This is a genomic window from Methylothermus subterraneus (genome assembly GCF_054656915.1).
Genome location: NZ_BAAHXK010000005.1, coordinates 78,767 through 97,010, shown reverse-complemented (window position 1 = coordinate 97,010; position 18,244 = coordinate 78,767). Strand labels below are relative to the sequence as shown.

Annotated in this window: 22 protein-coding genes; 20 read left to right on the top strand and 2 right to left on the bottom strand. The window is 62.1% G+C overall.

Annotation, left to right across the window (positions count from 1 at the left end; genetic code table 11):
* The first annotated feature begins 32 nt into the window (after positions 1 to 32).
* From ACYQ3M_RS06015 to hypA, 12 genes are all read left to right on the top strand, one after another.
* Positions 33 to 608 (top strand): 2-oxoacid:acceptor oxidoreductase family protein, encoded by a 576-nt coding sequence (locus ACYQ3M_RS06015; RefSeq protein WP_460035161.1) that lies wholly within the window; start codon positions 33 to 35, stop codon positions 606 to 608.
* The gene (locus ACYQ3M_RS06010; RefSeq protein WP_460035160.1) at positions 592 to 1,755 is read left to right on the top strand and encodes a hypothetical protein; all 1,164 of its coding nucleotides are present in this window, start codon (positions 592 to 594) and stop codon (positions 1,753 to 1,755) included. Before ACYQ3M_RS06015 ends, ACYQ3M_RS06010 begins: the two co-directional genes overlap by 17 nt.
* On the top strand, positions 1,752 to 2,741 hold the full coding sequence (locus tag ACYQ3M_RS06005; protein ID WP_460035159.1) for a thiamine pyrophosphate-dependent enzyme: 990 nt from the start codon (positions 1,752 to 1,754) through the stop codon (positions 2,739 to 2,741). Before ACYQ3M_RS06010 ends, ACYQ3M_RS06005 begins: the two co-directional genes overlap by 4 nt.
* A gap of 15 nt (positions 2,742 to 2,756) precedes the next feature.
* A complete protein-coding gene (locus ACYQ3M_RS06000) occupies positions 2,757 to 4,439 on the top strand; it encodes an FAD-dependent oxidoreductase (protein WP_460035158.1) in 1,683 nt (560 codons plus the stop codon).
* Positions 4,436 to 4,588, top strand: coding sequence for a hypothetical protein (locus ACYQ3M_RS05995; RefSeq protein ID WP_460035157.1), 153 nt, complete (start codon positions 4,436 to 4,438; stop codon positions 4,586 to 4,588). Before ACYQ3M_RS06000 ends, ACYQ3M_RS05995 begins: the two co-directional genes overlap by 4 nt.
* Positions 4,589 to 4,682: 94 nt before the next feature.
* A complete protein-coding gene (locus tag ACYQ3M_RS05990; RefSeq protein ID WP_460035156.1) occupies positions 4,683 to 4,805 on the top strand; it encodes a hypothetical protein in 123 nt (40 codons plus the stop codon).
* Positions 4,802 to 6,562: an NAD(P)H-dependent oxidoreductase subunit E gene (locus ACYQ3M_RS05985; protein ID WP_460035155.1), complete on the top strand. Its 1,761-nt coding sequence runs from the start codon at positions 4,802 to 4,804 to the stop codon at positions 6,560 to 6,562. Before ACYQ3M_RS05990 ends, ACYQ3M_RS05985 begins: the two co-directional genes overlap by 4 nt.
* 2 nt (positions 6,563 to 6,564) lie before the next feature.
* Positions 6,565 to 7,290 (top strand): 2Fe-2S iron-sulfur cluster-binding protein, encoded by a 726-nt coding sequence (locus ACYQ3M_RS05980; protein WP_460035154.1) that lies wholly within the window; start codon positions 6,565 to 6,567, stop codon positions 7,288 to 7,290.
* The gene (locus ACYQ3M_RS05975) at positions 7,280 to 7,813 is read left to right on the top strand and encodes an NADH-quinone oxidoreductase subunit B family protein (protein ID WP_460035153.1); all 534 of its coding nucleotides are present in this window, start codon (positions 7,280 to 7,282) and stop codon (positions 7,811 to 7,813) included. The genes ACYQ3M_RS05980 and ACYQ3M_RS05975 overlap by 11 nt, the downstream gene beginning before the upstream one ends.
* Positions 7,806 to 9,308: a Ni/Fe hydrogenase subunit alpha gene (locus tag ACYQ3M_RS05970; RefSeq protein ID WP_460035152.1), complete on the top strand. Its 1,503-nt coding sequence runs from the start codon at positions 7,806 to 7,808 to the stop codon at positions 9,306 to 9,308. Before ACYQ3M_RS05975 ends, ACYQ3M_RS05970 begins: the two co-directional genes overlap by 8 nt.
* Positions 9,305 to 9,784, top strand: a complete 480-nt coding sequence (locus ACYQ3M_RS05965) for a hydrogenase maturation protease (protein ID WP_460035151.1) — start codon at positions 9,305 to 9,307, stop codon at positions 9,782 to 9,784. Before ACYQ3M_RS05970 ends, ACYQ3M_RS05965 begins: the two co-directional genes overlap by 4 nt.
* Positions 9,762 to 10,100: a hydrogenase maturation nickel metallochaperone HypA gene (gene hypA / locus ACYQ3M_RS05960; RefSeq protein ID WP_460035150.1), complete on the top strand. Its 339-nt coding sequence runs from the start codon at positions 9,762 to 9,764 to the stop codon at positions 10,098 to 10,100. The genes ACYQ3M_RS05965 and hypA overlap by 23 nt, the downstream gene beginning before the upstream one ends.
* A gap of 35 nt (positions 10,101 to 10,135) precedes the next feature.
* On the opposite strand, the gene ACYQ3M_RS05955 is transcribed toward hypA, so the two are convergent.
* The gene (locus ACYQ3M_RS05955) at positions 10,136 to 10,480 is read right to left on the bottom strand and encodes a hypothetical protein (protein ID WP_460035149.1); all 345 of its coding nucleotides are present in this window, start codon (positions 10,478 to 10,480) and stop codon (positions 10,136 to 10,138) included.
* A 162-nt stretch (positions 10,481 to 10,642) separates the two neighbouring features.
* Between ACYQ3M_RS05955 and ACYQ3M_RS05950 the strand changes: the two genes are divergently transcribed.
* From ACYQ3M_RS05950 to ACYQ3M_RS05915, 8 genes are all read left to right on the top strand, one after another.
* Complete coding sequence (locus ACYQ3M_RS05950; RefSeq protein ID WP_460035148.1) at positions 10,643 to 10,984, top strand: CBS domain-containing protein; 342 nt, start codon at positions 10,643 to 10,645, stop codon at positions 10,982 to 10,984.
* 109 nt (positions 10,985 to 11,093) lie between these two features.
* A complete protein-coding gene (locus tag ACYQ3M_RS05945; protein ID WP_460035147.1) occupies positions 11,094 to 11,411 on the top strand; it encodes a magnesium transporter in 318 nt (105 codons plus the stop codon).
* 72 nt (positions 11,412 to 11,483) lie between these two features.
* A complete protein-coding gene (locus tag ACYQ3M_RS05940) occupies positions 11,484 to 12,320 on the top strand; it encodes an EcsC family protein (RefSeq protein ID WP_460035146.1) in 837 nt (278 codons plus the stop codon).
* Between the two features lie 32 nt (positions 12,321 to 12,352).
* Positions 12,353 to 12,613, top strand: a complete 261-nt coding sequence (locus tag ACYQ3M_RS05935; RefSeq protein WP_460035145.1) for a DUF5132 domain-containing protein — start codon at positions 12,353 to 12,355, stop codon at positions 12,611 to 12,613.
* The gene (locus ACYQ3M_RS05930) at positions 12,610 to 13,074 is read left to right on the top strand and encodes a hypothetical protein (RefSeq protein WP_460035144.1); all 465 of its coding nucleotides are present in this window, start codon (positions 12,610 to 12,612) and stop codon (positions 13,072 to 13,074) included. The genes ACYQ3M_RS05935 and ACYQ3M_RS05930 overlap by 4 nt, the downstream gene beginning before the upstream one ends.
* Before the next feature lie 87 nt (positions 13,075 to 13,161).
* Positions 13,162 to 14,643, top strand: coding sequence for an alkaline phosphatase PhoX (locus ACYQ3M_RS05925; protein ID WP_460035143.1), 1,482 nt, complete (start codon positions 13,162 to 13,164; stop codon positions 14,641 to 14,643).
* 130 nt (positions 14,644 to 14,773) lie between these two features.
* A complete protein-coding gene (locus ACYQ3M_RS05920) occupies positions 14,774 to 15,961 on the top strand; it encodes a glycerophosphodiester phosphodiesterase family protein (protein WP_460035142.1) in 1,188 nt (395 codons plus the stop codon).
* Positions 15,958 to 17,490, top strand: a complete 1,533-nt coding sequence (locus ACYQ3M_RS05915) for an alkaline phosphatase family protein (RefSeq protein ID WP_460035141.1) — start codon at positions 15,958 to 15,960, stop codon at positions 17,488 to 17,490. The genes ACYQ3M_RS05920 and ACYQ3M_RS05915 overlap by 4 nt, the downstream gene beginning before the upstream one ends.
* Here the strand turns inward: ACYQ3M_RS05915 and ACYQ3M_RS05910 are convergent.
* A complete protein-coding gene (locus tag ACYQ3M_RS05910; RefSeq protein ID WP_460035140.1) occupies positions 17,487 to 18,182 on the bottom strand; it encodes a 2,3-bisphosphoglycerate-dependent phosphoglycerate mutase in 696 nt (231 codons plus the stop codon). The two genes, ACYQ3M_RS05915 and ACYQ3M_RS05910, sit on opposite strands and share 4 nt — an antisense overlap.
* Positions 18,183 to 18,244 lie beyond the last annotated feature (62 nt).

The window sequence follows — 18,244 nt, the reverse complement described above, 5'->3', positions numbered from 1 at the left end:
GTTATGATGGTAAAAAACTTAAAGGGTGGACCGTGTTGGAAATCCGCATCCACGGCCGCGGGGGGCAGGGGAACGTGGTGGCTTCGTATCTTTTGGCGCAGGCTGCCTTTGAAGCAGGTTGGTACAGCCAAGCCTTTCCCAGCTTTGGCGCCGAGCGGCGGGGGGCGCCGGTGACCGCGTTTGTGCGCTTGAGTAAGGCGCCGTTTCGGCGCCGCTGTCAGGTGCGCACGCCCGATTTTCTCATCGTCCAAGACCAGGCGCTGCTTTCTGTCCCAGGGGTTCTGGCCGGCTTAGACCCGCAGGGCGCCGTTCTAGTGAACGCCAAAGCCGACAGCCAGGCTTTGCGCGCCCAGCTTGGCTGCGAGGTGGTGGCGCTGGCGGCCACCGAACTCGCCCAAGAAGTGTTGCACAAACCGTTGCCCAATACGGCGTTGATCGCCGCGTTTTTCGCCCTCACCGAGCTGGTACCGCTTGCGGCGTTGCGCGCGGTGTTGCCGCGCCGCTTTGGGGGGGAGGTTTTGGCGCGTAACCTGGCTTTGGTGGACAAGGCGGCGGCAAGCGTTCCTGCAGGGCTTTGGCGGAGCAAGGTCGATGCGGCAAGCGCTTGAAGGTTCACAAGCCATCGCCTACGCGGTGGCGCGGTGTCGCCCCGGGGTGGTGGCCGCTTACCCCATCACTCCGCAGACCCATATTGTGGAGCACCTGGCCAAACTGGTGGCCGACGGAGAGCTAAGGTGCGAGCTGGTGAGCGTGGAGAGCGAGCACTCGGCCGCCTCGGTGGTCCTGGGGGCGGCCGCTTCTGGGGCGCGCGCTTACACCGCCAGCGCGGCGCAAGGAATCCTTCTGATGGCGGAAGTGTTGTACAACATCGCCGGGCTCAGGGTGCCTATGGTGCTGACCTGCGCCAACCGTGCCCTCTCGGCGCCGCTTTCGATTTGGAACGACCAGCAGGACTCCATGGCGGTGCGCGATGCCGGCTGGATTCAGCTTTACTGTGCCGACAACCAACAGGCGGTCGACACCACCGTCCAAGCGTTCCGCATCGCCGAGACCTTAGAGCTTCCGGTTATGGTGTGCGTGGACGGCTTCGTCCTGACCCATACCTTGGAGCCTTTGGAAATCCCGAGCCAAGAGCAGGTCGATGCGTTTCTCCCACCTTACCGCTTCAGCCGCACCCTCGACCCGGCGCGGCCGTTGACCTTGGGCACCTTGGTGGCGCCTGAGGATTACACCGAGGTGCGCTACGCCCACCACCGGGCCATGCTGCGCGCCTTGGACGTTATCGAAGCGGTGGACGCCGAATGGCAAGCGCTTGTTGGTCGGCGCGCGGGCGGCTTGGTCGGCGTGGAGGGGCCAGAAGACGCGGAGGTCGGGATTTTGACTTTGGGTTCGGTGTTTGGCACCCTTGCCGACGCCCGCGAGATTTTGAACGCTCCGGTGAAGCTCCTGCACCTGCGCGCGTTTCGCCCTTTCCCGGTCGCCGCGCTGCAGCAGGCCTGCCAGGGCTTGCGCGAGCTCATCGTGCTGGAGCGCGCTTTTTCGCCTGGAGGCGGCGGCATCGTCGGCGCGGAAGTGCGCGCGGCCTTGAGCGAGCTTGCCCAGCCGCCTCGAGTGCACAATTTCGCGGTGGGCTTAGGGGGCCGCGACGTGCCTTTAGAGACGCTTTCCCGCTTGCTGGCGGCCATCGAAGAAGGGTCTTGGCGCTTTGCCATTTTCGATGTGGACCTGACGCGCTTGCCCGAGGAGGAACGATGACGGAAGAATTGCCCATCTCTTTGGCTGAGCTGCGCGCCCGGCAGGGGCGGTTTCGCGGTTTGGAGGCCGGGCACCGCGCTTGCCTAGGCTGTGGTCAGGCGCTGGCGGCGCGTTGGGTGCTGGAGGCCACAGGCCCGGAAGTGTTGGTCGCCAACGCCACCGGTTGCCTGGAAGTGTTCACCACCCCTTGGCCGGAGTCGGCCTGGCGGGTGCCGTGGCTGCATTCTTTGTTTGAGAATGCCGGCGCGGTGGCCGCCGGCATGGAGGCGGCGCGCAAAGCGCAAGGGAAAACGGGTAAGGTTTTGGCCTTTGCCGGCGACGGCGGCACCTTCGATATCGGGTTTCAGGCGCTTTCGGGGATGCTCGAGCGCGGGCACGAGGTGCTGTACGTGTGCTACGACAACGAAGGCTACATGAATACTGGGGTGCAGCGCTCTGGCTCGACCCCGCACGCTGCCGCCACCACTACCTCGCCGGCTGGGCGCGAGCGCATGGGCAAGCGTCATCTCAAGAAAGATATTCTCGCGATCATCGCCTCGCACCGCATCGCTTACGCCGCCACGGCTTCTGTCGCCTATCCGGCGGATTTAAAGCGTAAGGTTCGCCAGGCCTTGCTGGTGGAGGGGCCGAGCTTTCTCCACATCCACGCCCCATGCCCTTTGGGATGGGGGCACGAAGGCGAGCTGAGCATCGAAGTGGCACGCTTGGCGGTGCAGACCGGACTGTTTCCTCTGCTCGAGCTCGAGCGCGGCCAGGTGGTGGGGGTGATGCCGCTGCGCGAGGTGCGGCCGGTGAGCGATTATCTAAAGCTGCAGGGGCGCTTTCGCCATCTGTTCCGCGACGACCCCCAGGCGCGCGAGGAGCTCGAGCACCTGCAGGCTTTGGCCGACCACAATATCGAGGCGTTCAATCTGCGCCAAGGCGGTGTAGATCCAGAAGACAGCGAAGGGGCCGACACCGTGCGGCGCGGCCGCCGGCGTTTTTAAGTTAAGGAGGAAAGTATGGCAGAGTTGACACGCGCGGCTTTCGCTTGGCCTGGCACGTCGCTGGCCTATCGCACCGGCACTTGGCGTCTCAAGCGACCGCTCCACCTGCCCCGCGCCGCCCCCTGCCACAGCGCTTGCCCGGCGGGCGAGGACGCCCAGGCGTATCTGGCGCGCCTAGACGAAGGCGATCCTCAAGGCGCTTGGGAAATCTTGGTCGCAGCCAACCCTTTGCCGGCCATCACCGGCCGGGTGTGCCATCACCCGTGCGAGCGCGCCTGCCACCGCGGTCGCTTCGACCAGCCGCTTGCGATTCACGCGATCGAGCGGTTTTTGGGCGACCAGGCGATCGCCTGCGACTGGCCTTATCCCGTCTCTTCTCCCGAGCCTACCGCACCGGAAGTGGCGATCGTCGGCGCAGGCCCTGCAGGGCTTACCTGCGCTTACCACTTGCTGCGCTCGGGCTACCGGCCGGTGGTGTTCGACGCCTTGCCCGAGGCCGGCGGCACTTTGCGTTTGGCTTTGCCGCCGTATCGCCTGCCGCGCGCCGTGCTCGAGGCGGAAATCGGCCGCCTGCTTAGCTTAGGAATACGCTTTGAGCCGCGCCAGCGCTTGGGCCGGGATTTGTTCTTAGACGATCTGCAGCGGGCGTATCCGGCGGTGTTCTTAGGGGTCGGAGCAATGCAACCGCGCCCTTGGGAGGTGGCGCAGGCCGCGTCGGCCGAGCTCTATCAAGGTCTGGAGCTCCTCAAGGAGTGGGCTATCGTCGGCGATCTGCCCAAGGCCGAAAGCGTCGCCATCGTCGGCGGCGGCAACACCTCGGTCGACATCGCCCGGGTGATGCGGCGTTTAGGGGTGCAGGAGGTGCACCTCATTACTCACCGCGCCTTGCCGCGTCCTGAGGTTCCTGAGGAAGACTGGATGCCGGCCATCCCGCGCGAGGTACAGCAAGCGCAAGAGGAAGGGGTGATCTTCCACGAACACTGCGGGGTGCGGCGCTTGGTGCAGCACGGCCAGAAGATCGTCGGCTTGGAACTGGTGCGGATGAAGAAGCTCGTGCGCCCCGACGGCCGCATCGAGCGCGTGCCCTTCGAGGGCACCGAGACGGTGCTGAAAGTCGCGCAAGTCATCCCCGCCATCGGCGAGGTGGTCGATCCTCTGGGATTGGAGCGCGTGCTTGCGGGGCAAGCGTTTCTGCCGGTCGATGCGTGGGGGCGGGTGGCGGGGCTGTCTGGAGTGTTTGCCGGCGGCGACGTGCGCCGAGGGGCTGGGATGGTATCTATCGCCATTGGCGACGGGCGGCGAGCGGCTTTGGCGATCGCCGCTTTTCTGCAAGGCCAGGAACCTAAAAGCCCCTCGCGCCCGAAGATCCCTTACGAGTCGCTTAACCTCAACTACTACGATCACGCCCCGCGCGTGGAACCTAAGCTGTTGCCGGTGGCCGAGCGCGTGGGTTTTGCCGAGATCGAAGGCGGGCTAAGCGCCAATCAGGCGCAAGCGGAAGCGACGCGCTGTTTTTCCTGCGGTTCGTGTCTTACCTGCGACAATTGCTGGAACCTGTGCCCGGAGCCTGCGGTGCTGAAGCTGCCCGATGACATCCCGGGCGCTATCCGCTACGTCTTCGATTACGACTATTGCAAAGGGTGCGGTTTGTGCGCCCGCGAATGCCCGTGCGGTTTCATCGTCATGGAAGCGGAGTGATCGAGGAGCTCGTTTTTTACCGGCGCATCCTCAAAATCGTCGGCGACCTTTTGTACGTGCAAGTGCCGGCGCGAGCGCCGTTTCCCCAGCCGGAGGCAACTTCGACTTCCCTTGACGCAAGCGACTTTGACCACGGTCAAACCCTTTAGAACGCCTACGATCCGGCCGACGTCTCCACCCCTTTGCCGCGCCAAGAGAAAGTGTTTTCGCTTTTAGTCGATCAGTTAAAGCGTCCTTACGCTTTTGCCGCGCGAGTTCCTGCGCCTGGCCGAGCTTTGGCGCAACCTCAACTACACGCCCATGGACTCGGAGAAGTTCCAGGAGTATGTTAAGCAAATTACCGACTTGGCGGAGGCATCGGGGTGAGCGAAGGGGTGGTCGCTAAGGCGCTTGCCCAGCACGGGCGGGAGCGTTCGGCTTTGCTGGCGATCCTCCACGCGGTGCAACAGGCTTTAGGCTATCTTCCGCCCCAGGCGCTGCGCGAGGTCGCTTTGGCCTTGCGCCTGCCTGTGGCCGAGGTGCAAGGGGTGGCCGAGTTCTACAGCTTTTTCGCCACCCGGCCGCAGGGGCGCTACCGCATCCACTTTAGCACCTGCATCGTCGATCGCTTCTCTGGCCAGCAGGCCTTGCAGGATCGGCTGTGCGCGCGCCTGGGGATAGCCCCTGGCCAGAGCGGCGGCCGGGTGAGCGTGCACGAGACTTCCTGCACCGGGCTGTGCGACCAGGCCCCCGCTTTGCTCGTCAACGGTTTGCCGATCCCGCGTTTGACCTCCGCTTTGATCGACTCGATCGCCGAGCGCATCGAGCAAGGCGTGCCGGTGGAGGATTGGCCAAAAGAGTGGTTTGAAGTCCAGGACGGCTTTTGCCTGCGCGGGATGCAGCTTACTGCTTCGTGGCGCGCAGGGGCGGCGCTAAAGCGGGCCCTTCGAGAAGGGCCTGAGTTCGTGTTGCGGGAGCTTGAGACTTCTGGGCTGCGCGGGCGCGGCGGGGCGGGCTTTCCTACCGCCGCCAAGTGGCGGTATAGCCGCGAGGCCGAAGGCGAGCATTACATCGTCTGCAACGCCGACGAAGGCGAACCCGGGACGTTCAAGGACCGCGCGCTGCTCAAACACTTTGCCGAGCAAGTGTTTGAAGGCATGACTTTGGCCGCTTGGGTCACGGGTGCTCGCCAAGGGTTTTTGTACCTGCGCGGCGAGTACGAATTTCTGCTCCCGCATCTGCAGCAGGTTTTGCGTGCGCGCCGGCGGCGGGGGCTGCTGGGGCGGAACGTCTGCGGTCTGGCCGAGTTTCACTTCGACATCGCTATCGTCGTCGGCGCCGGCGCGTATATCTGCGGCGAGGAGTCGGCTTTGCTGAACTCTGTGGAGGGCTTTCGCGGCACGCCGCGCAACCGCCCGCCGTATCCGGTCACTTCGGGTCTTTGGGGACAGCCGACGGTGGTCAACAACGTCGAGACCTTCTTTTCCGCCGCTTTGATCGTTCTTCACGGCGGCGCGTGGTTTGCCCAGACGGGAACCCAAAAATCGCGCGGAACGCGGCTGTTGTCGGTCAGCGGCGATTGCGCCCGCCCGGGGATTTACGAGGTGCCGTGGGGGACGACGGTGGCGCAGGTGCTTGCCTTGTGCGGCGCTCCAGCCACCCTGGGGGTTCAGGTCGGCGGCCCGTCGGGAACCTTCGTCTCCCCTCCCAATTATCATCGCCGCGTGGCGTACGAAGATTTGGCGACCGGTGGGGCGTTTATGGTGTTTGGCCAGGATCGTCCGCTGTTGGACATCGTCGAGAATTTCTGCGCCTTTTTTGCCCACGAATCGTGCGGCTTCTGCACACCTTGTCGGGTGGGAACCCAACTGCAGTTGAAACTGCTGCAAAAGCTTCGCCGTGGCTGGGGAACGGTCGGGGATCTTACGGAGCTCGAGAGCTTGGGGCCACTGCTCGAGGCCAGCCACTGCGGCCTAGGGCACACCGCCGCCAATCCGGTCCGAACCACCCTGGCCGCCTATCCGGAGCTGTACCAAGCGGCTTTAAAGCAGATCGACTTTTCCCCCGGCTTTGACCTCGACGCCGAGCTAGAGACCGCGCGCCGCCTCACCGGCCGCGCTGACTTTCACCTTGCCCAGGAGTGAGTATGCCCTGCTTGAGCATCGATGGCCGCAAAGTGGACTTTCAGGTCGGCCAGACCATCCTCGAGGCAGCCACCGCCGCCGGGATCTATATCCCGCACCTGTGCTGGCACCCCAAGCTGCCTCCGTACGGCAGTTGCAAGCTGTGTACGGTTCAAGTCAACGGCCGGCTTGGTTCGGCGTGCACCTTCCCGGCCGCCGAAGGCCAGGAAGTGATCTCGAATTCTGAGGAAATCCGCCAGATGAGATTGCGCCTGACGCAGATGCTGTTCGTCGAGGGCAATCACTTTTGCCCTTCGTGCGAGCAAAGCGGCCAGTGCGAGCTGCAGGCGCTGGGCTATTACCTGGGGATGACCACGGCCCACTTCCCCCATTTTTTCCCCGAGCGCGCCCTCGACGCCTCTCACCCCGAGGTCCTGCTCGACCACGACCGCTGCATCTTCTGCGCGCTGTGCGTGCGCGCTAGCCAAGCCGAGGGGAAAAACGTGTTTGCCCTGGCCGGGCGCGGCATCCACACCCATCTGGTGGTCGACTCGCCTTCCGGCAAATTGGGCGACAGCGCTCTTTCAGGGAGCGATTGGGCGGCCCGCGTCTGCCCGGTGGGGGCGCTGGTGCTCAAAGCGCAGGCTTTTCGCACTCCCATCGGTCAGCGCCGCTACGATCGCGCCAGCATCGCCGAAGTAAGCCTGGCGCACGAGGCGCCTTTGGTGCGTAAAAAACATGAAAGCTAGAATCGCCACCTGCTCGCTCGCCGGTTGTTTTGGCTGCCACATGTCGTTCATGGACATCGACGAGCGCCTGCTCGAACTGGCTCAAGTCGCCGATTTGGACCGCTCGCCGCTGACCGACGTGCGCGAGCTGGGGCCTTGCGACATCGGCCTGGTCGAGGGCGGGGTTTGCAACTCCGAAAACGTCGAGATACTGCGCGCGTTTCGCCGCCGCTGTAAGATCCTGGTCGCGGTCGGCGCCTGCGCCATCAACGGCGGCATTCCGGCGCTGCGCAACCGCTACGAGCTAAGCCAGTGTTTGGCGGAAGCCTTCCTCACCGGCATCGGCGTCACCGACCCCAAGATGCCGAGCGACCCCGAGCTGCCGTTGCTGCTAAATAAGGTCCATCCGATCCACGAGGTGGTCAAAGTCGATTATTCCCTCCCCGGCTGCCCGCCTTCGGCCGAGGCGATCTGGACGGCGCTTTCGGCGCTGCTGGCCGGGAACGTCCCCCAGCTTCCGCCTGAAGGGATCCGCTATGACTGAACGCTATCGCCATTTGGAGACCGCTGCAAAACCAGAGGCCCTGCGTCGGGTGGCGATCGATCCGGTCACCCGCGTCGAAGGCCACGGCAAGGTCACTTTGCTGCTCGACGAAAATCACCGGATTCGCCAGGCGCGCCTGCACATCGTCGAGTTTCGCGGCTTTGAGAAGTTCATCCAAGGCCGCCCGTATTTCGAGGTGCCGGTATTGGTGCAAAGATTGTGCGGGATCTGCCCGGTCAGCCATCTGTTGGCCGCGGCCAAGGCGGTCGATCGCCTCGTCGGGGTCGAAAAGATCCCGCCCAGCGCCGCAAAGCTAAGAAGGCTCTTGCACTACGGCCAGGTGCTGCAATCGCACGCCCTGCATTTCTTCCACCTGGCTTCGCCCGATCTTTTGTTCGGCTTCGATAGCCCGACCGCCCAGCGCAATATTTTAGAGCTGGTGCGCGAGGGGCGCTTTCGCGAGGTGGCGCTCCAAGGGATCAAACTGCGCAAGTTCGGCCAGGAAGTCATCCGCGCGGTGATCGGCAAGCGCATTCATGGAGTCGGGCCGATTCCGGGGGGGATGAACAAGCACCTGACCCAGGCGGAGCGGCAGTACTTGGAAGCCGAGCTGCCGCAGGTTGTGAGCTGGGCCGAACAAGGCCTGGCGCTCGTGCGCCGGATTTACCTGGCCGATCCCGATTTTCACCGGCGCTTTGCCAAGATAGACTCGGCTTTTTTGGCGCTGGTGACCCCCGACGGCGGCCACGAACTGTACGACGGCCGGATCCGGGTGCGGGGTAGAGACGGGGAAATCGTGTTCGACCAGGTGCCGGATCGCGATTATTTAACCCTCCTCCACGAGCAGGTCAAATCCTGGTCGTACATGAAGTTTCCTTACCTGGCCGCCTTGGGGCCGGAAGTGGGTTGGTACCGCGTTGGCCCCTTGGCGCGGCTCAACGCGTGCGGGTTTTTTGACACGCCCAAGGCCGAGGCGGCGCGGCAGGAATTCATGCAGCTCGACCAAGGCCTGCCGGTGCAGGCGTCTTTGGCTTATCACTGGGCGAGGATGATCGAGATTCTGCACTGCGCCGAGAAGATCGGGCAGCTTTTGGCCGACCCAGAGTTGTACAGCGGCGAACTGGAGGCAAAGGGCGAGATGCGCTCCGAAGGCATCGGGGTGATCGAGGCCCCGCGCGGCACCTTGATCCACCACTACCAAATCGACGAGGACGGCTTGGTGCGCAAGGCCAACCTGATCGTCTCGACTACCCACAACAACACCGCGATGAACGAGGCGATCCGCCAGGTGGCCGCCGAATACCTCGATGGGCGGGAGCTGAACGAGGCGCTCTTGAGCCGGATCGAGATCGCCATCCGCGCCTACGATCCGTGCTTGTCGTGCGCCACCCACGCCTTGGGCCAGATGCCTCTGCAGGTCGAACTGCAAGACGCCGAAGGCAAGATCCTGCAGCGCCTTTACCGCCAAAGCGACGGTACGGTCGAAGCAAAATGAAAGTGCTGCTTTTGGGGTACGGCAACCCCGGGCGCGGCGACGACGGCTTAGGGCCTGAGCTGGTGGAAGCCCTTGAGCCTAGGTTTCCGCACGTTGAGGCGCAAGTCGCCATGCAGCTTCAGCCCGAGCACGCCTTAGACTTGGCCGCGTGCGAGTTGGCCTTACTGGTCGACGCCGGCGTGGGCACCTCACCGCCTTGGACTTTTGAGCGTTTGTTGGCCCAAAGCGAGCCTGGCGCCTTTAGCCACGCCTTGAGTCCTAAGGCGCTGCTTTGGATTTGCGCCAAGATCTTGGGCGCAGCCCCGCCTGTCTTCTTGCTGACGGTAGCTGGCGTGCGCTTTGAGTTGGGCGTGGGCTTAAGCCCCAAAGCGCGCCGGAATTTCAAGGCCGCCTTGGGCTTGGCCAAAACCCTGCTCGGCCGGCCTGAGCTTAAATTTTGGGACGAGGTTTGCCGTGCACGAGCTGTCCCTGGCTGAGAACCTTTGCCAGATCATCGAGGATCAGGCCAAACAGCACGGCTTTACCCGCGTGCGCAAAGTCGTCCTCGCGGTCGGCGCGCTCTCCTGCGTGGAGCCTCAAGCGCTTGAATTTTGTTTTGCTGAAGTTACCGCCCAAACCTTAGCGCAAGGGGCAAGCCTCGAAATTGTGCCCATTCCCGGCCGCGGCCGCTGCCTAAGATGCCTTAGGGAACAGGCGATGGCAGAGCTTTATGCGCTGTGTGCCGCCTGCCATAGCCCTTTGGAAGCGGTGGCGGGGCTGGAAATCCAGCTCAAAGAACTGATCGTGGAATAAAAAGGGGCAATCGGACGATTGCCCCAATTTTGCGCTCAGGCTGGTTGTTCTGCTGTCTCTGCCGAGTTTTCCGATTTGCCTTCCAGAAGTTGCTCAGCCGCTTTGGCCCCATCCTTGAAACCGCGTAGCACGGTTTCGGGCAACACCCGGGCAGCGCCCAAAGCGGCAAAGGTAACGCCGTAAGAGACCCCATAGCAGGCGCCGTAAACCGCTTTAGAAGCGGCCTGTCCTAGGGTGCTAAACGTCTGTTCGACTGCCCGGGAAGCATCGGCGGCTCCTGCCCGCAGGCCTTGTTTGAAGCGGGAGAAAAAAGGCGCTTGAGCTTCTTGGAAGGCAGTTTCTTCTTCTTGCGGTTGGAGAACGGTTTGAATTTCGCTCATGGTATCACTCCTTATGTCAAGGGTTTGTAATAAAGAAAACATAACCTGGACATTTTACGCAGACATTAGTTGCCTTAACCGTTAAATTTTTTTAAGAGGGCTTCGTTGGGGCTAGGCAATCACCTCGTTGGTCAGGTCTTAAGTTTCTTGCTGCAGACGAAGGTGGCCGAGGTATATGCGCACTGCAGTCTCTCTCCTCAAAGCTGCCTTGTCTTGGATACTTTGTTCGTCATCGATGAACAAAGGAGATATCTTGGGGTGGTGACTGCAGATCGGCTCGGCCAAGCTTCCGAGTCTATGCTTTTGGCGGACCTCATGCAATCTGTGCCGGCGGTGCGAGTAAACGAAGACGAAGAACAAGCTGCGGTTTGGGAATGGGATTTAAGCACCGTTCCGGTGGTCGATGGGACAGGCAAGCTGTGCGGTGCCATTTTCCCTCGGGCTTTGCGGGATATCTTGCATCATGCCCACCTTGAAGACATGAATCGATTTGTCGGTATTTAGCGCAACAATGTCGATCAAGCGCTCACGGCGATGCAGGGGAATGTGTGGCGACGCGCCTGGTACCGTCTCCCGTGGTTGTTGTTGGCATGATGGACACGATTTTAGCCACGTGGCTGACAGTCAAACCTCTCTCTGGCAACTTTGGCGAGGGGAAGTTTACACCGGCCTCGTTCTCGGTTTGGTGCTGAGCGGACTGATTTTCCCACTCGTTTGGCTGACGTTTGGCAGCAAACTGGCCGCTGTGGTTGTTCTGGCGCTGGTGTGCGCCGGCGCGGCCGCCAGCAGCGTGGGCTTGCTGTTTCCTTGGGTGCTCAGTCGGTGGCGATTTGATCCAGCGTATGGGAGCGGCCCCGTGGCGACTATCGTTCTTCAAGACGTATTAAGTCTGTGGATTTATTTGCTTGCATTACGCTGGCTCTTTGGCTGAAGGCTGTCAAAATTCTTTCATATTGGCATGCCAATATGAATCCTCGATGAAATCAAACGGCGAGGTCATCCTATGAGCCCACCTGTGAGCCTGTTGTCGGCCAAGGACCGCATGCACTTAACCGAAGCCTATCGCTTGCTTGAGTTTCCAAGCTTAGCAGTGCGTTTGACCGATGCCCTAGGTAAGCCGATCGAGATCGGATTTAGGCATTTGCCCAGCAATTGGGGCGAGGTAGCGCATAGACTCGCCCACGCTGCGGTCGAACGCGCGTTCAATGTCGCGCTTTCGACGATGAACCTGGCCGAGCGCAAACCGGCCGGGAATCGCCTCTATCAGTTCGCCAGCGGCGCGTGCGGAGCGGTGGGTGGATTCTTCGGGCTGCCGGCCTTGTTGGTCGAGCTTCCTCTCTCGACCGTACTGATGTTGCGGGCGATTGCCGCGATCGCGCGCGAGCAGGGCGAGCGGCTTGAGCACCCGGAGGCGCGCCTTGCGTGCCTGCAGGTATTTGCTCTGGGTGGACGCAGCGCCAACGACGATGCGGCCGAGACGGGTTACTACGGAGTGCGGCTGGCTTTGGCCACGCTCACCGCCGAAGCCTTGCAATTTGTTCAGGCGCATGGAATCCATCGGCAGGGGGCGCCGGTTTTGGTGCGCTTGCTCGCCGTCCTCGCCGAACGTTTTGGCATCGCGCTGACCGAGCGCGCAGCGGCCTTGGCGATCCCGTTGCTCGGCGCTGCGGGAGGCGCTACGATTAACGTGGTGTTCATGCAGTATTTCCAAAACGTCGCCAGAGGGCATTTTGCCCTTCGGCGGTTGGAGCGCACTTACGGCAAGAGCGTGGTCGAGGCCGAGTACCGGCGCCTACACGCGGTAGTTCAGGCAAATCGTAGGTATCGCCGCGCTGCGTGAGGTTTGGCAAATAGGAGAACAGGTGAGTTGAGTTGAAGGAAGAAACTTTAAAAGGTATTGCGATCGGCGCTGGGGCGATTGCGGCGGCGTGGTTGGCTAAATCGGCGCTTTCTGGAGAAACAGGGCGGGCGCTTGTGCGCGCGACGATCAAATCCGGTCTTCTTGCGTTTGAGAAAACCCGCGAAATGTTGGCGGAGGTGGCTGAGAACCTAGAGGACATCGTCGCCGAAGTGCAAGACGAGTTGCGTGCTGAAAAGATGGCAAGAAGTCAATCTTCCCCCGATACAGAATGACCGCGCGTGCGTATCTGAGCCATCTTGCCTCCGGTCGGACGCGGCTTAAGATTCCAAGCAAACGCGGCGATGTGGCCTATTTTCAGGCACTGCAAACAGCGCTTGCGGCGCGCTCCGACGTCCTAGAGGTGGAGGTCAATCCTAGGACTGGGAGCATTCTCCTAGTGCACGATGTATCTTTGGATCTTAGAGATTTAGGGCAACAGGCCAGACAGCAAGGTTGGTTCGACCTCGATCCTACCCCTCCTTCGCGCGAATCGTTAAGCGCGTTGGCCAGCCGCCAGCTCGCGCGCGTCGACGCGTGGATGCGTGCGTTTTCCGGCAGCCGCTTCGATAATCCCTCGTTAATCTTCTTGGCTTTGGTGGTGCTGGCGGTCCGCCAACTCGCCAAAGGTCACATCGCCCCGCCAGCGGCGACCACTCTTTGGTACCTTTACCAGCTGCTCCAGCGCCAAGAGTGATTGTCATAAGCTTTTTATCCAGCTTTCAATTTTCTGTCATCGGCTCTTTTTAAACTAAAGCCTCCTTGGATCTTAAAGGAGGCAGCGATGAATAAGCGTTTGTGTTTTTTAGCCGCATTGGCTGCGACCGCTCCCGCGCTGGCCGGCAACGACTTTGGCGATCTCGTCGACAACCTGTTGCGCGCCCAGTCGCTTAAGTACTTCGGCATCGTCAAGCCGTTGGCGACTTCGGCGCCTGAGACCAGCGCGCCTACCCGCCAACCTGGCCAGGCAGCCAGCGACCAGCTCAAACTGGCTCCAGGCTTGAGCGCAAAGTTCTTGACCCGTAGCGCTGCCCATCAAACGGATATGATGGTGTTCTGGCCTGACGACATCCGGCCTACTCATCTGTTTACCGCTGTAGAAGTATTTAGCCCTTCTTTTACCGACGACGGCCGGCCGCAGCCGTGCGTGCAGCGCATCGATCTTGCAACCGGGCAAGTCGATGTTGTGCTGCGCGGTGGGTTAGGGTGTGACCCGATACGCCGTACCGCGTGGGGGACCCTGATTGTCGGTGAGGAGGTCTCGGATGGGGCAGTTTATGAGATCATGGATCCTGTGAACGTTACCGAAGCAGTGATCACCGATCGCGCCAGTGGAGCAGTGACCGACTCGCGCGTGACCAAGCGTCCAGCGTTGGGACTTCGCGCCTGGGAGGGGATTGGCCTGTTGGCCAACGGGGTGATGTACATGGGCGATGAGCTCCGCCCGGGGGATGCGGGGAGCGACCGCGACGGCGGGACGATTTACAAGTTCGTGCCGCAAACCCCGTTTATGGGTCCCGGTCCGATCGGCGATCTTAGCCAGTCGCCGCTCGCTGCCGGAAATGTATACGCCTTGCAGGTCTCCTCGCGCGAGGCGACTGCCTCGAGCTTCCCGCGCTTCGGCCAGGGGGCAGAGGTGGGGGTTGCGGCGTGGGTGAAGATCGACCCGGTCAATGCGCGTCAGGACGCTCACAATAAGGGCGCGACCGGTTATTACCGGCCCGAGGATCTGGAGATCGATCCGGCCTATGTCGGCGAAGGCGTGCGTTTTTGCTGGGCCAATACCCAGCGTGAGGATGCCGAAAGCTACGCGGAAGTGTTGTGCGCCATCGACCGTGCGCCCTATGCACGCGATGAGCAGACTAGAAGCGGGCGCGTGTATCTAGCGCAAGGTTCGGCGTTGGCGACCGTCTCGGTCAGCCGCTTTATCGAAGGCAATCCGGAGTTTAACTCCTTCGACAACCTCGCTTTCCAGCCCGGCACCGGCATCTTGTACGTGGTCGAAGACCACGACAACGGCGATGTTTGGGGGTGCTTGCCCGACGGTGAGGACGTCGATCTAAAGTCGGACGGCTGCATTAGAGTCCTGTCGTTGGTTCCCAGCGAGGCCGAACCTACCGGGCTGTTCTTCAGCCCCGATGGGCAAAAGGCTTATCTGTCAATCATGCACACCGACGACGCTTTCATGCCCAAGGTCAATGGCTGGCCGACCGACGACATCGTCGAGATCGAAGGCTTTAGAATCTTGCCAGGCATGCGGCGGTGAATGTAGAACCCGGCACTTTGTAGCAACGGAGTGCCGGAAAACTTTTTTGAGAAAGCGTAAGATAATTTCCCGTTTATACATTGCTCTGTCGGCCTGGCTAAGTAGTTTGAGCCAGGCCAAAGCGGTTTGCATGGAGGTGTCGCCTACGTTGCAGTACGCTCTTCTTGGCCCTCGCCCGTTTTTTCTCCTCGACACGCTGCGCGACAGTTCTCTAAAAGACCAGCTGACCCGCTGCGCGAGGCGGCGCCGTTTCTACCGCAAGAGCGAGTTCGTCATCGGCCACCGCGGCGCGGCCTTGATGTTCCCGGAGCACTCCAAAGAGTCCTACCTCGCCGCCGCGCGCATGGGGGCCGGCATCCTCGAGTGCGACGTCACCTTCACCAAAGACAAACACTTGGTCTGCCGCCATTCCCAGTGCGACCTGCACACCACCACCAACCTCTTGGAGACGCCGTTGGCGGAAAAGTGCCGGGTGCCGTTCCAGCCGGCCGAGTTCGACGCCCAGGGAAATCTGATCCGACCAGCGACCGCGCTGTGCTGCACCAGCGACCTCACCTTGGAAGAATTTAAGAGCTTAAAGGCCAAGATGGACGGCTTTAACCCTCGGGCTCGAACCGTCGCCGAGTACCTCCAGGGAACCCCGAGCTGGCGTACCGACTTGTACGGCTACGGAACGGTCCTGAGCCATAAGGAGAGCATCGCCTTGTTCAAGAAACTCAAAGTCAAGATGACCCCGGAGCTCAAAGCCCCCGAGGTGCCCATGCCTTTTGCCGGTTTGAGCCAGGAGGCTTACGCGCAAAAGCTCATCGACGAGTACAAGGAGGCGGGGGTGCCGCCGGAGCACGTGTTTCCCCAATCGTTTAATCTCAGCGATGTGCTTTATTGGATTGAGCACGAGCCCGAATTCGGCCGCCAGGCGGTCTTCCTCGACGGGCGGTACGAGGATCCAAGCTTTCGCCACGACGATCCGGCTACCTGGCGCCCTTCGATGGAGGAGCTGGCGCGCTTAGGGGTGAAAATCTTGGCGCCGCCGCTGTGGATGCTGCTTTCGCTCGAGGGCGGCGAAATCGTCCCGTCGATCTACGCCCGGCGCGCCAAGGCGGCCGGTTTGCGGCTGTTCGCCTGGACGCTCGAGCGCTCGGATCTGCGCCAAGGGGGCGTCGGGCAATGGTATTATCAGACCGTAGGCGAGGCGGTTCGCTCGCCGGGCGATCTGTATCTGGTGCTCGATGCCTTGGCGCGGCGCGCCTCCGTCTCAGCGATCTTCACCGACTGGCCCGCTACGGCGGCGTTTTACGCCAATTGCATGGGGTTATGAGCTTAAGAACTTGGGTTTTGTTAGGGACGTTGGGTTGGCTGGGAGGGTGCGCTTGGCACGCGGCGGAGTGGCCCTTGGCGCAGCCGACTTCGGTCGATCCGGACTGGTTCGCCGAAGGCCGAAGGAAAGCGCAACAGCTCCAGCAGCTCCAGCCTTTGCCAGGACGGGCGCAAAACCTCATCCTGTTCGTCGGCGACGGCATGGGGATGTCCACGGTAACCGCGGCGCGTATCTTGGAAGGCCAGCGCCTAGGGGGGAGCGGCGAAGAATACCTTTTGCACTTTGAGCGCCTGCCGTACACCGCCCTCGTCAAAACCTACGAGGTCGACCAGCAAGTGCCCGATTCGGCCGGGACGATGACGGCGATGATGACCGGGGTCAAGACCAACGCCGGCGTCTTGGGCCTAAATCACCACGCCCGCCGCGGCGACTGCGCGAGCGCGCAAGGCAAAGCGCTTTTGACCTTGCTGGAAGAGGCCGAACAAAAAGGCTGGGCTACCGGCATCGTCACCACGACCCGCGTCACCCACGCCACGCCCGCCGCCACCTACGCGCACACGCCGGAGCGCGATTGGGAGAGCGACGCCGATTTGCCGCCGGAGGCCAAGGCCGCAGGCTGCAAAGACATCGCCTGGCAGCTTGTCGATTTTCCTTACGGCGACGGCATCGAGGTGGTTTTGGGCGGCGGCCGGCAAAAGTTTCTGCCCAGCTCGGCGAAAGACCCCGAATACCCCACCCAGACCGGCAGCCGCCAGGACGGGCGCGATCTGATCGAAGCCTACAAGACGCGTTTTGGCGCCACCTACGTTTGGAACAAGGCGCAGTTCGACGCGGCAGATCCCAGCCAGGTGCGCCGCCTGCTGGGCCTGTTTGAACCCTCGCACATGCGCTACGAGGTCGATAGATTCTTGGACGCCGCAGGCGAGCCAAGCCTGGCCGAGATGACCGCCAAGGCGATCCAGATCCTAAAGCGCAACCCAAAAGGCTTTTTCCTGATGGTCGAAGGCGGGCGCATCGACCACGCCCACCACGCCGGCAACGCCTATCGCGCCTTGGCCGAGACCATCGAGTTGGCGCGGGCGGTGGAAGTAGCTTTGCAGCAGACCGACCCGCGCAAGACCTTGATCGTGGTCACCGCCGACCACAGCCAGCCCTTGGTTTTCGCCGGCACCCCACCGCGCGGCCAATCCGTCCTGGACAAGGTGCGCGACCGAACCGGCAGACCGGTGCGGGCCGAAGACGGCTTGCCCTACACCGCTTTGACCTACGCCAACGGCCGCGGCGCCCACGTGTTGCCGCAAGGGGGAGCGGGGTTTGCGGAAACAATCCACTTCGGCCGCGCCGATCTCACCGCGGTCGACACCACCCGACCCGGCTATCATCAAGAGGCCTTGGTGCCCCTTGCCGCCTCCACCCACGCCGGCGAGGACGTGCCGTTGTACGCGGGTGGGGCGGGGGCGGCCTGGTTTCATGGCGTGCTCGAGCAAAACGCCCTTTACCACCTTTTGCGCCAGGCGGCAGGATTTTAATCCCCGTCCAAGACTTTTTTGGCGACGAGGTTTTGCGCTTCGTCCAGCCGATACTGCACCGGCACGCCGGTGGCCAGCTCGTATTCCAAGATCTCTTGCGGGGTGAGTTTTTCCAGGTGCATGATCAAAGCGCGCAGAGAGTTGCCGTGGGCGCAGATCAAAACGTGCTTGCCGTTTTTCAAATGAGGGACGATGCGGTCCTGGAAGAACGGCAGGACGCGGCTGGCGGTGGCCGCCAGACTCTCGCCGTTAGGCGGGGGAAGGTCGTAGCTTCTGCGCCAGAGCTTGACCTGCTCGGCGCCGAACTCGGCGCGCGCCTGGTCCTTGTTGAGGCCTTGCAGGTCGCCGTAGAAGCGCTCGTTGAGGGCCTCGGCGTAATACACCGGCAGCGTCTTTTGATCCTCTTGGCTGGGCTTGAAGTGCTCGTACCAGGCCGATTCCCCCTCGTGCACGCGGCGAAAGCCTGAGCAAAAACGATTCAAGCGGAGAATTTCGATCAAAGTCTCCTGCGCGCGGACCAGGGTCGAGGCAAAGGCCAGGTCAAAACGCTCCTCTTGCAGGCGCCTTCCGGCCTGGCGCGCTTCCTCGATGCCGGCTTCACTCAGGCAGATATCGATCCAGCCGGTGAAGCGGTTCTGCAAGTTCCAGATCGACTGGCCGTGGCGGACCAGGGTGAGCAGGGAGTGGGTCATCGGACGTCTCCTTGAAGGTCTTTAGGGTTGCTTTTTGAGCGGGAATTGTAACCTAAGGATAC